At 44.3% G+C, this 12,457-nt stretch carries 12 protein-coding genes; 8 read left to right on the top strand and 4 right to left on the bottom strand.

Annotation, left to right across the window (positions count from 1 at the left end; genetic code table 11):
• The first annotated feature begins 48 nt into the window (after nt 1-48).
• On the top strand, nt 49-633 hold the full coding sequence (locus I1A42_RS00255) for a LysE family translocator (RefSeq protein WP_196122204.1): 585 nt from the start codon (nt 49-51) through the stop codon (nt 631-633).
• 28 nt (nt 634-661) lie between these two features.
• Here I1A42_RS00255 and I1A42_RS00250 read toward each other — a convergent pair whose 3' ends face one another.
• The gene (locus I1A42_RS00250) at nt 662-1,534 is read right to left on the bottom strand and encodes a LysR family transcriptional regulator (RefSeq protein ID WP_161158114.1); all 873 of its coding nucleotides are present in this window, start codon (nt 1,532-1,534) and stop codon (nt 662-664) included.
• Between the two features lie 182 nt (nt 1,535-1,716).
• On the opposite strand from I1A42_RS00250, the gene I1A42_RS00245 reads away from it, so the two are divergent.
• From I1A42_RS00245 to I1A42_RS00215, 7 genes are all read left to right on the top strand, one after another.
• Nucleotides 1,717-2,763, top strand: coding sequence for a TRAP transporter substrate-binding protein (locus I1A42_RS00245; RefSeq protein ID WP_161158113.1), 1,047 nt, complete (start codon nt 1,717-1,719; stop codon nt 2,761-2,763).
• 4 nt (nt 2,764-2,767) lie between these two features.
• Entirely contained in the window at nt 2,768-3,301 is a 534-nt protein-coding gene (locus I1A42_RS00240; RefSeq protein ID WP_196122202.1) for a TRAP transporter small permease subunit, read from the top strand.
• The gene (locus tag I1A42_RS00235) at nt 3,298-4,578 is read left to right on the top strand and encodes a TRAP transporter large permease (protein ID WP_161158111.1); all 1,281 of its coding nucleotides are present in this window, start codon (nt 3,298-3,300) and stop codon (nt 4,576-4,578) included. Before I1A42_RS00240 ends, I1A42_RS00235 begins: the two co-directional genes overlap by 4 nt.
• A gap of 8 nt (nt 4,579-4,586) precedes the next feature.
• Nucleotides 4,587-5,240, top strand: a complete 654-nt coding sequence (locus I1A42_RS00230; RefSeq protein ID WP_196122200.1) for a DUF2848 domain-containing protein — start codon at nt 4,587-4,589, stop codon at nt 5,238-5,240.
• 10 nt (nt 5,241-5,250) lie between these two features.
• The gene (locus I1A42_RS00225) at nt 5,251-6,498 is read left to right on the top strand and encodes an amidase family protein (protein ID WP_196122198.1); all 1,248 of its coding nucleotides are present in this window, start codon (nt 5,251-5,253) and stop codon (nt 6,496-6,498) included.
• A 498-nt stretch (nt 6,499-6,996) separates the two neighbouring features.
• Nucleotides 6,997-8,136, top strand: a complete 1,140-nt coding sequence (locus I1A42_RS00220) for a hypothetical protein (RefSeq protein WP_161158108.1) — start codon at nt 6,997-6,999, stop codon at nt 8,134-8,136.
• Between the two features lie 631 nt (nt 8,137-8,767).
• A complete protein-coding gene (locus I1A42_RS00215) occupies nt 8,768-9,361 on the top strand; it encodes a hypothetical protein (RefSeq protein WP_196122195.1) in 594 nt (197 codons plus the stop codon).
• 59 nt (nt 9,362-9,420) lie between these two features.
• On the opposite strand, the gene I1A42_RS00210 is transcribed toward I1A42_RS00215, so the two are convergent.
• From I1A42_RS00210 to I1A42_RS00200, 3 genes are all read right to left on the bottom strand, one after another.
• Nucleotides 9,421-10,749 (bottom strand): TRAP transporter large permease, encoded by a 1,329-nt coding sequence (locus I1A42_RS00210; protein WP_196122193.1) that lies wholly within the window; start codon nt 10,747-10,749, stop codon nt 9,421-9,423.
• Nucleotides 10,746-11,306: a TRAP transporter small permease subunit gene (locus I1A42_RS00205; RefSeq protein WP_161158105.1), complete on the bottom strand. Its 561-nt coding sequence runs from the start codon at nt 11,304-11,306 to the stop codon at nt 10,746-10,748. Before I1A42_RS00205 ends, I1A42_RS00210 begins: the two co-directional genes overlap by 4 nt.
• 72 nt (nt 11,307-11,378) lie before the next feature.
• The gene (locus tag I1A42_RS00200) at nt 11,379-12,419 is read right to left on the bottom strand and encodes a TRAP transporter substrate-binding protein (protein ID WP_196122191.1); all 1,041 of its coding nucleotides are present in this window, start codon (nt 12,417-12,419) and stop codon (nt 11,379-11,381) included.
• Nucleotides 12,420-12,457 lie beyond the last annotated feature (38 nt).

The raw sequence follows: 12,457 nt of genomic DNA, 5'->3' as shown, positions 1-12,457 counted from the left end.
TTCTACGTATCCTTTTGTTTATCGAATGATGTTATTTAAGGATTAAAAATGAATGATCAGCTGTTGGCATTAGTTCTGTTTGCTTTTGTTTCTACCTTTACCCCGGGCCCTAATAACATGATGTTGATGACTTCTGGGGCGAACATCGGTTTTGCCCGCAGTATTCCTCACATCTTGGGTGTCGCTCTGGGGTTTGGCTTGATGGTGTTTTTGGTGGGCGTTGGTATGTCTGGCGTGTTTACTCGCTTTCCTATCACGCACCAAGTATTGCAGGTGTTGAGCGTTCTTTTCTTGCTTTATTTAGCGGTCAAAATCGCGCGCAGTAAACCAGCATTAGAGACCCAAACCTATAGGCCAATGACCTTTTTCTCAGCGATGCTGTTTCAATGGGTGAATCCCAAAGGTTGGTCGATGGCGCTTTCTGCAGTCAGTTTATATAACCCTACAGCGAGTTTATGGGGACTGGGTGTGATTACTGTGACTTTCATGTTGATTAACATTCCTTGCTGTTCAAGTTGGGTTTATGCAGGTAAGAAAATCAGCCAGTTTCTTAAACATGATCATCATGTGCGTTGGTTTAATTGGTCAATGGCAAGTTTGCTGGTGGCTTCAACCTTGCCAATGTTGGGGTGAAGGGGAGCGTTATCGGCTTTACCTGAACCTACTGATTTTCAGCATATTCTTGAGCTGTGGCTTCCATCATGTCGGCGATTTTTATCACGGTATCATCGCGGGGATCGTTGAGGTATGATGCCGTGAATTGCAGGTTGGTGAGTGTCCAGCCTGGGTCGTAGGTTTTTATTTTTCCTGATTGCAGTAAAGAGGTCGCTAGGCAAACGGGAAGCGTGCCTACGCCGATGCCGTTCGCGACCATTTCTAAGCTAGCGGAAAGTGATGTTGACGAGAATATCTGACCGCTGTCGCCATAACGGCTCAGAAGCTCTGCGTTCAGTTCTTGATAGGGACGAGAGGCTCGCGCAAAAGAGATAATTGGCGAATCCAGTAGAGACGTTATGTTCTCGGCAGCACTGCAATACCAGTCTAATGCGAAAGTGGGTAATAGGCGGTTTTCCACGTTTCCTTCCACTAATGGCCCCATTAATACCGCCAAATCTAATTGGCGATTTAACAAATGATCCCGCAGGTTATTGGAAACATCAACGGAAAGTTCGACGACAAGTTTGGGATAAATTTGGCGTAACTTTTTTAAAAATGGCGATAGCCATGAATGTGCAATAGTTTCTGCGACACCAATGCGCAAGATACCCACTATATTTTCGTTTTGGGTCATTTCCGTTTTGATATTGGCCATATCTGCTTCGATTTTTTGGGCATGGGCCAGTAAACGTAAGCCTTCTTTGGTTGGTGAGATGCCGGATGTTAAACGGTGTAGCAACGGGATTCCGAGTTCTTCCTCTAATGCACTGATTCTGGCTGATATCGCCGGCTGAGAAATGTTCATTTCAAGTGCGGCTTTACGTATTCCCCCGAGCTTTACAACGCGGGCAAAGGTCCTTAGTTGTTCAAATGTCATTGTAACTCCTTGTCTTACTTTGCCTTCATTTCTGTCCTTAAGGTGATAACTTATTTTTATCACTATTGCAAAAAAATGACTATTTGACTTTATCGCTTAGAAAATAAACACTGGAAAAAGACTGAATTCTTGATAAAAGAATCAGTAAAAGGATAAACACCATGATTGAAAGGACTCAATGTATGTTTAGTAAAAAATCGCTCGGCCTATTGGTCGCGACCGCACTATGTTCTACTTCTGTACTTGCATCAACCACGTTGGCGGTTGTCGGTAGTTGGAGTAGCTTGCCATTAAACAAGCAATTCGAAAATCCGTTCTGGACTCAAACTCTTGAGAAAGACAGCAATAACGAGTTTGTGGCACAAATGACAACTCATGACCAAATGGGTGTAGGTGGTGGGGATGTATTCCGCATGCTTGGTGATGGTGTATTTGATGTGGGTATGACGGTTGCCGATTACGCGGTTTCTGACGCGCCAGCCCTAGAAGCGTTAGATGTGCCGTTGATTGCCACCACTGTCGATGAAGCGCATAAAGTTGTCGATGCGGCCCGTCCGATGGTGGAAGAGGTATTTAAGAAAACCTTTAACTCTAAAGTTCTGGCCATTGTGCCTTATCCACCCCAAGTGATTTTCTGTAAGACACCTGTGAGCTCTCTTGCTGATCTGAAAGGTAAAAAAATTCGTGCTTCTGGTCGTATGACAGCAAACTTCTTGGAAGCCTTGGGCGCACAAAGCGTCAATATCGCGTTTGGTGAAGTTCCCGGAGCATTGCAACGTGGCGTTTTAGATTGTGCCGTGACAGGTGCCGGTTCTGGTTATAGCGCGGGTTGGTGGGAAGTGGCTTCACACCTAGTGACTTTGCCTGTCGGTGGCTGGGATCCAGTGGTGACCGCTATCAATATGGATAAATGGAATGCGCTATCAGCTAAGCAGCAAGCCTTCTTGCAAAAAGAAGTGACTGAGAAATTTGAAAAACCGGTTTGGGATGATGCCAAGGTATCAGTGAAAGAAGATGTGGCGTGTTTAACCGGTAATGGTAAATGCAGTAAAGGCCCAACACGTAATATGACACTTGTGGTTCCAAGTGACGCTGATAAGAAAAAAGCACGTGACATTGTAGAAAATAAAGTACTACCAGATTGGGCTGCTCGTGCCGGTTCTAAATGGACAAAAGAGTGGAATGATTCGGTCGGTAAACTGACTCACCTAACGGCGACAAAAGGTTAATACCATGGATCGTCTCGTTCATTACTTAAAGCGCATTAATCAAGGTGTCGCGGTAGTTGCTGGGTTAGTTTTGCTTGCTGGCGTGCTGCTGATTTGCGCAGAAATTGTGTTGCGAGCGTGCAAGGTGCCATTTACCGGATCTGATGAGATTTCAGGATATTTGATGGCCGCGATCTCCAGTTGGGGATTAAGTTATGGGCTTTTAACCAAAGCCCATGTACGCATCGATATTTTACGGAATCAGGCGCCGAAAGCCCTTCGTGCCGTGTTCGATCTGTTAGCCATTATGTCTTTATCTTATGTCGCCATTTTTGTGGCGACTAAGGTTGAAACTGTGGTGGCAAAAACGGGTCTTGCTCATTCGTTAGCGAATACCGCATTGGCGACGCCATTAATTATTCCTCAATCCATTTGGTTTGCTGGATGGGTTTGGCTTGCTATCTCTTCTTCGATATTGAGTATTTATGGCATCTATTTGGTGTTCACCAAACAGTTCACCAAGCTCGATGATGTTATCGGAACGGAGTCCGAAGTATGATTTTCTTTACAACCGCAGGGCTGTTAGGGCTTCTGGCTTTAAGTATTCCCGTTGGGATTGTGCTCTTCTTACTCGCTTTTGGTATCGACCAATTCTTTAGTTTCTTTCCTTTGATGCGTGGCCTGGGGCAGGTGCTTTGGTCTTCATCAAATAACGCGACATTAATTGCGGTTCCTCTGTTTGTTCTGATTGGTGAAATCTTACTGCGTAGCGGTATTGCAGAGCGTACCTATATGGCGTTGAACAAATGGGTAGCGTGGTTACCTGGTGGGTTGATTCACGCCAATATCGCTACATCGACCATGTTCTCAGCTACATCGGGCTCATCAGTGGCGACGGCAGCAACCGTGGCAACCGTGGCGACGCCTCAAGCGGAAAAGCTGGGTTATGACCAAAAGTTATTTACCGGCTCCATTGCGGCCGGCGGGACATTAGGGATTTTAATCCCTCCTTCCATCAACCTGATCGTGTATGGCTTTTTAACCGAAAGCTCTATTCCCAAATTGTTCTTAGCAGGGATTGTCCCCGGAATGGGGATGGCACTGATGTTTATGCTCGTGACCATTATTCTCTGTTCAATTTGGCCTAAATTGGGTGGTCCTAAACAGCATTGCTCAATGGGTGAAAAGCTGGCTTCTTTAGTGGAATTACTCCCAATTCTTGCTTTGCTATTTAGTATTGTTGGGTCGATTTACGCTGGGTGGGCAACGCCCACTGAAGCGGCGTCTGTCGGGGTGTTATTTTCTCTGCTCATTTCTAAATGGACGCGCCGTTATTCACACGACATGCTCATCGATGCGTTAAAAGGCACGATTAAAATATCGTCAATGATCATGTTGGTTGTCTCTGGTGCTTATGTGTTGAACTTTGCTATGACGGCGGCAGGCGTCGGCCGTGTACTACAAAGCACCATTACTGGCCTTGGCATGACGCCATTATTGACCTTACTCGTGATTGTGTTGATGTACGTTATTTTGGGCTTCTTTATCGAAACCCTATCTTTAATGGTTGCGACGATTCCTATCGTTGTCCCTATTATCACTCAGATGGGCTACGACAAAATCTGGTTTGGCATTTTGATGATAGTGCTAGTAGAAATGGCACTGATCACGCCACCTGTCGGCCTGAACCTCTACGTGGTTAACTCCGCCAGAAAGAACGGCAAAATGGGCGATGTCATTATTGGCAGTATGCCTTATGTCGCCGTCATGATTTTGATGGTCGCGCTATTAATCGCGTTCCCTTCTATCTCTCTTTATCTACCGAATAATTACTAAGGTGTACTATGGATTTTTTAGTCAACGGAAAGACAGTCAATTTAGCGCTTAACAAGCTGATTGTAGCGGGATGGACTGGGCGCAATATGGACGCAGTGCAAGAGCATATTGATGAACTTGCTGAATTAGGCATTGCTCCCCCATCAACCGTTCCTCTGTTTTATCAGGTTGCGCAGCAAATGCTGACTCAAGCCGATACCATTGAAGTACTAAGCCAAGGTACATCAGGTGAAGTCGAGCCTTTATTGATTAACGCAGAAGGTAAATTGTGGTTTGGTATTGCCTCTGACCATACCGACCGTGATTTGGAAGCGTTTTCAGTGGCGCACTCTAAGCAAGTTTGTCCTAAGCCAGTCAGTTCTGAATTGTGGGCGTTTTCTGAGATTGAAGATCACCTAGAACAAATTCAACTGAAATCTTGGTTGGATGAAGGTGAAGGTTGGACCCTATATCAACAGGGGGATTTATCCGCGATTCGTTCTCTGTTTGAACTCATTGAAAAATCGGGTTTGCCTGAAGGTGCGGCGATGTTATGCGGTACTTTCGCGGCGATTGGTGGTGTGCGCAGAACTCCGAAGTTTAAGATGGAAGCGTACGATCCAGTATTAGATCGCTCCATTATTAAAACGTATGACTCGACTGAACTTGCCGTCGTCATCTAAGGAGTTTGATATGGCAAAAGTATCTTGGGCCGATCGGCCCTTTGCTCCACACTTTGAAAAAGTGCAAGCTGAACTCGCGAGCGAATCTAGTCCTATTTTTACCCAATTATTTGGAGATAAAGGGGTAGCCAGTGATGAGTCTGGCGCTTTATCTGGAGCTCTTGTTTCGATTAAATCGACCTTTGATGTCTGTGGTTATGGAACCTCGGGCGGCTCAAAGTTACTGGGTTTAGAACCTGCGTCTCAAGATGCGGTGGCTGTGCAGCGTTTAAAAGCATCCGGTGCAACCTTAGTCGGCCATACCAATATGACGGAGCTGGCCTATTCTGGATTGGGGATGAATCCTCACTTTGGTACGCCTGAAAATCCTCTTTTCGCAGGATGCATTCCGGGCGGTTCGACCAGTGGTGGGGCTGTTTCTGTCGCAAAAGGGTATGCGGATATTGCGCTCGGCACCGATACTGGTGGGTCGCTGCGTATTCCTGCCGCTTTTTGTGGGTTAACTGGGTTTAAACCATCGCAATCATCAACGCCACGTGAAGGGTGCTTACCGCTTTCATTTGCTCTAGATAGTGTTGGGCCTATGGCAAAAACAGTGGCGGAATGTCAGAGCGCTTGGGAAGTATTAGCGGATAAAAAAGCCTTAGATACGGCTCCGGAAGAGATTGAGTTTGTTATTCCAACCAACTTTGGTTTTGCTGATATTGAAGCGGGTATCCAAGATCTGTTTGACCATGCAGTGGCGAAAATTCAAGGTGCTGGCTTTAAAGTGAGTTATGCGCACTTAGATTTGCTTGAGCGTTATCAAACCCTTCCGGTATGGCATTTTTCAGCGGTTGAAAGTCGTCGTTTTTACCAAGATAAATTCGATTTAGAGAGTGTAAAACTCGATCCTCGAGTTCGTTCTCGCATCAAAAAAGGCGAAAACGTGACTGATGAGGTCTTTGCTGCCACTGAGCAGGCCAGAAATGAACTGGCAGCAGAATATGCGCAGTGCTTTTCGAACAAGGTCATCTTGATGCCGACCGTTGTCATTAGCCCTCCAAGCCTATCTTCACTGGCTCAAGATGCTGAATATGATCGTATTAACTTGCTGTGCTTAAGAAACACCACGGTTGCCAATGTACTCGATGGTTGCAGTATTTCTCTACCGCATCAGTTTGCTTCTACATTGGGAGGTATTTTATTGACCATGCCAAGTGGTCAAGATTCTGAGTTATTAGCGTTAGCCTCTCAATTAGAACAAGCGTTAGCTTAATCCTTCCTATTTACCGAATCAGTAACATTATTGGTCATGGTGTTACTGATTATGCTGCACTGAATATCTCTTGTATTCGTTACCATTCCTACCTAATTAGAATAATTTTTTAATCATTAATTTAGATGTCTCTAAATTGTTTAGTGCGTTATATAGAAATTTTAAAAATAGATTTAGTTAAAATTGTGACGGTTAGTGTGATTTTTATTGCATATTCTATCTTGCTTGGGGAACTTCATCACAAACTCTATTGTCGCGTGTTGTTTTAGCTATTTTTTCGTCTTATTTTTAGCTCGATCTTTGGATTGTTACTGCGTGCGCAGGCAAGACCTGATATCGATTTCTCATTATTTAATGGGGAATGGGTATCGGGTCTTTTTCGTTTCTGGCTTAGTAATGATAAAGGGATCGATATAACCACTGAGATAGACACAAAAAATAAAAAATAGAGTGCCAATCTTTCATATAAACATAAAAATCGTGAACATAGGCAATCGTATGAATAAAATACTCTCTGCATCAATTCTGACTGCTATAGCTGGTTTTAGCTCTCAAGCGTTCTCATCCCCTCATGACGATGGTAACTGGATAGAAAGTTACCTTAACCCTAACTACGGAAGCACGCTCACTCAATTTACGGATATAGAAAAAGGCTCTCGTTGGTATTACAACTTACGTTTGCAAGGGACCACCTCGGCTGGTGAATCGATCGATAATAACTCAAGTAAACTAGAAGCTAGCTTGCGCTTGCGTGGTAAAAGTATGTTTACTGATGATCTTGGCTTTTTCGGTGACTTTTGGTTAAAAGAACGAGAAACCTATAACCAGCAAAATGGGACGACAATCAATCACTATGATGATTTAGATGATGATGCGTTCTGGGAAAACCTTATCTTTGGGGTTGAATCTACCCAATACGGCGCATTTGCTTACGCTAAGCACACGTCAAACTGGGCCGTATTTGCGACCGATATTGGTATGCGCGGGCAAGCGAATATTCAAGGTGAAGCCGGCGGTAAAAATGCAGGGAAGTTCATCTATAAAAGTTGGTTCCAAAATAATGTATTTGTCCATGCAAGTTGGGATCGTAACTCGCATATTATGGGCTTAGATTTAGGGTATCAAACTGCCAATATTTATCCGTTTGTTCCTGACTCTTATGGGGTTTATGTTTCGGTGAATAATGGCCAGCCAACATTAAATAATGGATATAACGACACCATTATTGGTAACGTCGATACAAGTAAAAATATCAAATCAGATTCAGACTATAACCGTCATAGCCGCGATTTATTAACTTACTCTCTTTCTGGCTATAAACAGTTTGGTAACAGTGGACGTTTAGGGGCGATTTTGGCCTACTCTGATCGCGCTAATGATGAGACTAAAAAACAAATAAGAGCAAGAGGATATACGACTGGCGGTTTGGGTTTCTCTGCATCAACAACCTATCAATACTTCCCTGAGAATATTCATGGTTGGGGGCCTGCTGTATCTATTTCACATGATGAGTTTAGCGACCAATTAACACCACAAATCTACTATTGGTTTATGCCTCAAATTCGCGTTTGGTTAGGCCATGTATTTACATCTCATGGGGAAGATAGCACTCAGCTAGAATTCGAAATTGATTATTAATGAGAATGGTTTTGAGCAGTAAAGAATAAAAACGCGTTCCCCTATGGTGATTATTTGTCATAGGGGAACCTACTCGGTGGTAAAGCGCTGAGCTCTGCATCTGGAGATCATTTGGGTATCGATACGACGTTATGTTTTTTCCGCTGTTTAATACGATAGAACTTTGAGTTGGATGTAGCTTAACGCTGTCGATTGAGCTTTGTAATCGGAAAACCGTTAGTTTTTCTTTTATTTCGCTGTAGTTTCTTTGATGGTCGAACAATCGCTGCCATGAGCACTCTGAATTGAATCCATTCTATTCAATATGTTTCGAGTGGTTAGCCCTGTGGTAGAAGATAGCTGAATCACTATGTCATGTTTTCGTTCTATCACTCCTTTTTGTGATATCAATTCGTAAATCGAAAGTGTGGTTTGAGAATGCACATCAACATTCATATTATGGCCGTAATAAATAATTATGCAGAATCTCGAATGGTCGATTTATGGTGGCTGAATTGTTGTTTCCACCATTTAGTTCATTGAGATGACTGACAATAATAAAATAATGGCTTGCTTGTTTATTATTGGCATTGCCCAACGTCTGACTATTTGAACCATGAGCTCAATGAGACCCTCTATGTGGTGAAGAATAATGGCTAGTAATTGTAATGTTGTAAGTAGTAATACAGTAAATATCGATATCACCTTTCACGACATCAATACCGCGATGATGTGGGATGATATTTTCAATCAAAGTGAAAACCGGATTCCTTGTGGTTTGACGGTGGCCAATTGGTTATCACGAGGGGCGGCGTTTGCTAGCCATCCTGATCATTCTAGTCGAAGCCATTATTTGTATTCGCAGTTCTATGCGGAACTCATGCCAACCGTTCGCGATGAAATTGAATATTTGAGTGAATTTTATAGCGATGAATTGGACCGTTTAACGACGCATAACAAGAGGCTTTCGGTTGGGTTAGAATCGTTGTCTGATAGTGCGATAAAAAAATATCGTAGCTCCGTTCATATTCCATCTTTCCCTGTCGTGATCGCTTATATCCGCGTTAACATGTTATGTGATTCAGCCCATTTTCAATTACGGGCCGCTTATAAATTTGGCGCAATAAACAAAAACGAATATTTTCAGGCTCGTCGCGAGCTATTTCGTCCACTGAATCGCTTTCGTTCAGATATGGATAACCGTGTCGCTCTGGCGAAAAAGCTCGCCAATGCAGCTCAGCATTAAGACCCAATAAAATAAGGTTGCCGATTGGCAACCTTATTACTTTTCGCTGAGTTTGGTGATTAATGAATAAATTCTGTGACCAGTATGGGGCACATCAATACGATTACTAGCGTTAGCAATTGAAGTAGCACGAACGGAATTGCTCCTTGGTAAATTTCTTTCATTGCTAAATGACCAGCAGCATTGCGAATATAAAACAGCGCCATACCCACCGGTGGCGTGAGAAACGAAGTTTGAAGACAAAGCGCGATTAATATTGCTACCCATACTGGACTAAAGCCAAAATCGACCAGCACAGGCATGACTAGTGGAGCGATGATTAATACGATTTCCATCCAGTCCAAGAAAAATCCCAGTAGAAAAACAATAAATATTACCAGCAGTAATACACCATGGGGCGGAAGAGGAATTGAATGTAACGCTTCGGCGATCACATCATCCCCGCCATAGCCGCGTAGGACCACAGAGAAACACGCAGCGCCGAACATTAATGCGTAGAGCGTTGCGACGGAACGTCCGGTGCGATAACAGACCTCTTGCACATCTTTCCAAGTTAATTGCTTGGCAAACCAAGCCAGTAAGGTTGCCCCTGCTGCGCCAATACCAGATGCTTCGGTAGGCGAGGCGATACCTGCCACAATTGTACCAAGTACGACCCCGACCAAAAGCAGTGGCGCGATTAATGCCTTAATAATTTCGGCGTAGTGTATGCCGGGTACCCGCTCATCATCGGCAAGTTTAGGCATTAATTCGGGCTTATATAACGCATAGAGAAATAAGAACAAGACAAAACAGGTCGCTAATAATAAACCAGGAATGATGGCCCCAATAAAGAGATCGCCAACCGGAATACGAAGTTGGTCGCCCATCACAACCAACATAATTGAGGGCGGGACCAGAATGCCTAAACAGCCTGTAGCACCGACGGTACCGGCACTTAACGAAGGAGAGTATCCCGCTTTCGACATGGTAGGCAGAGCAATGGCAGAGAGCAGGATCACAGAGGCGCCAATAATGCCGGTCGATGCAGCTAAAATAACACCAATCAACACAACGGCAATCGCTAATCCTCCAGGGGTTTTACCCAATAAATTGCGCATTGCGATGATAAGACGTTCGGCAACACCGGAGCGTTCGAGCATAAAACCCATGAAAATAAACATCGACATGGGGATGAGAGAATAGTTGGCTAACGTGGCAAATACTCGGTTAGCCACAAAACCAATGGTGCGCAGTTCGGCTACGTCGTAATACCCAAAATTGGTACAGATTTGGCCGACAATCGCGAATAACACGCCCACGCCACCCAGTACAAATGCCACGGGATATCCGGAAAATAACACCACCATAAAAACACTAAACAAGAGGAAGACAAACAAAATGCTCATAGTGCGACTTCCTCGTTAATGCTTTGGCTGGTGGCGGTGTTGCTGTGCTGTTTAACGCCAAATAGTGCTAAACAATTACGCAGCAGTACCGATACGCCTTGTAGAGTCAACAAAGTTAAACAAAGGGCCATGACGAATTTAATGATGTAGCGCGCAGGCAAACCTGAGGGCATCGGTGAGCCTTCTTTGAGTGACCAAGAATATTCTGCCATGTTCCATGCGTGCATGGTGATTAACACGCAAAATGGCAAGAAGAGGAACAGGACGCCACAGATCTCAACGATCAATTTGGTCTTGGTTTTGAAGTTATTATGGAATAGATCGACTCGAACATGTTCATCGTGCAAGTAAGTCATGCTCAAGCATGAGAGCACCACTAGCGCATTGAGGTGCCATTGCAGTTCTTCAAGTTCAATCAAACCGATGTCGAATATATAACGCAGGCAAACGTTAACTAAGATGGTGATAATCAGCAGAGGTAACACGAGTGCTCCCAGCTTACCGGTCGCCATCGACACTTTATCGATGAGATCTGCGGTGGAAGAAAAAATATTCATCACATCTCCTTAATGGTGAGAGCCAGAATAGCAACTCTGAACAGGTGTGAATGGCCTATTCAGAGCCTGGGCTTAAAGCGCTTTGTGTTGGCTCCATAGCGCTGTTTTTTGGCGATAGTCGTTTAACGATTTCAGAACGCGATCAAAATCTTTATCTTTCTTCGCCTGTTCTGCTAACATGTCATCAGTCGCTTTTTTAAATGAGGCTAATACCTTAGGTGGGAAGGGCTGAACTTTGACGCCTGCATCTTCAAATTTCTTAATGGCTCGTGCATTGGCCACTGAGGTTGAGGTGACGGTCCAAAGTTCAGTTTCTTTACAGGTGGTTTCAATAAGGCTTTGCTGAGTTTTGGATAGAGATTGCCATTTTTTCATATTGATGATCAGCTCGTTAATCGCCGCAGGCTGGTGCCATCCAGGAACGTAATAGTATTTCGCGGCCTTTTCAAAGCCCATGTCCGCATCAATGGCTGGCATCGAAAATTCAGTGCCATCAATGACACCACGTTCTAAGTTCGGGAAAATGTCGCCACTGCTGAGCAGTACGACAGAGGCTCCAGCTTTTTTCATGACTTCCCCTGCAAGACCGGCAAAGCGTATTTTTTTTCCATCGAGATCTTTCATGGAATTGATAGGGAAGGTGTACCACCCGCCTGATTCTGAATCCATCAAGCCACATGGAATGGTCATTACTCCCTGTTTGGCGTAGATATCGCGCCAAATTTTTAGGCCACCGCCATTGTATAGCCAACCAAGGTAATCCATAGGCTGAGGGCCAAACGGAACTCCGCCGAATAGCTGTACTGCGGGGAAGCGTCCGGCGACATACAAAGGAGAGGTGTAGCCAGCGTCAAGAGTGCCTTCCCGCACGGCATCAAAAATTTGCATAGCGGGGACCAATTTACCCGCCGAGTATAGTTTTACGCGCATACTGTGATCGGATGTGGCATTGAGTTCATCGACAAAATGCTGAGCGCTTTCTCCACTTGCAGGTAATGATAGAGGCCAAGCGCTTTGAATTTCTAAACGAGCAGGACTTGCCGCATAACTTGAACAAGCGATAAGTATTGAGAGTGAGCACAGTGCCCGTTTTATGTTGAGCTGCGAAGGCATACGTTTCTCCTTGTTGAACGTTTCTTCCTTGAAAAACT

The sequence above is a fragment of the Vibrio nitrifigilis genome (genome assembly GCF_015686695.1).
Taxonomy (GTDB): domain Bacteria; phylum Pseudomonadota; class Gammaproteobacteria; order Enterobacterales; family Vibrionaceae; genus Vibrio; species Vibrio nitrifigilis.
The sequence above is the reverse complement of the archived record's forward strand: the minus strand, read 5'-3'. Positions and strand labels throughout refer to the sequence as shown.

What these genes read in the sequence shown, in the direction of transcription:
- I1A42_RS00255 (WP_196122204.1), top strand. Translation starts at nt 49, where the DNA reads ATGAATGATCAGCTGTTGGCATTAGTTCTGTTTGCTTTTGTTTCTACC.
- I1A42_RS00250 (WP_161158114.1), bottom strand. Translation starts at nt 1,534, where the DNA reads ATGACATTTGAACAACTAAGGACCTTTGCCCGCGTTGTAAAGCTCGGG.
- I1A42_RS00245 (WP_161158113.1), top strand. Translation starts at nt 1,717, where the DNA reads ATGTTTAGTAAAAAATCGCTCGGCCTATTGGTCGCGACCGCACTATGT.
- I1A42_RS00240 (WP_196122202.1), top strand. Translation starts at nt 2,768, where the DNA reads ATGGATCGTCTCGTTCATTACTTAAAGCGCATTAATCAAGGTGTCGCG.
- I1A42_RS00235 (WP_161158111.1), top strand. Translation starts at nt 3,298, where the DNA reads ATGATTTTCTTTACAACCGCAGGGCTGTTAGGGCTTCTGGCTTTAAGT.
- I1A42_RS00230 (WP_196122200.1), top strand. Translation starts at nt 4,587, where the DNA reads ATGGATTTTTTAGTCAACGGAAAGACAGTCAATTTAGCGCTTAACAAG.
- I1A42_RS00225 (WP_196122198.1), top strand. Translation starts at nt 5,251, where the DNA reads ATGGCAAAAGTATCTTGGGCCGATCGGCCCTTTGCTCCACACTTTGAA.
- I1A42_RS00220 (WP_161158108.1), top strand. Translation starts at nt 6,997, where the DNA reads ATGAATAAAATACTCTCTGCATCAATTCTGACTGCTATAGCTGGTTTT.
- I1A42_RS00215 (WP_196122195.1), top strand. Translation starts at nt 8,768, where the DNA reads ATGGCTAGTAATTGTAATGTTGTAAGTAGTAATACAGTAAATATCGAT.
- I1A42_RS00210 (WP_196122193.1), bottom strand. Translation starts at nt 10,749, where the DNA reads ATGAGCATTTTGTTTGTCTTCCTCTTGTTTAGTGTTTTTATGGTGGTG.
- I1A42_RS00205 (WP_161158105.1), bottom strand. Translation starts at nt 11,306, where the DNA reads ATGAATATTTTTTCTTCCACCGCAGATCTCATCGATAAAGTGTCGATG.
- I1A42_RS00200 (WP_196122191.1), bottom strand. Translation starts at nt 12,419, where the DNA reads ATGCCTTCGCAGCTCAACATAAAACGGGCACTGTGCTCACTCTCAATA.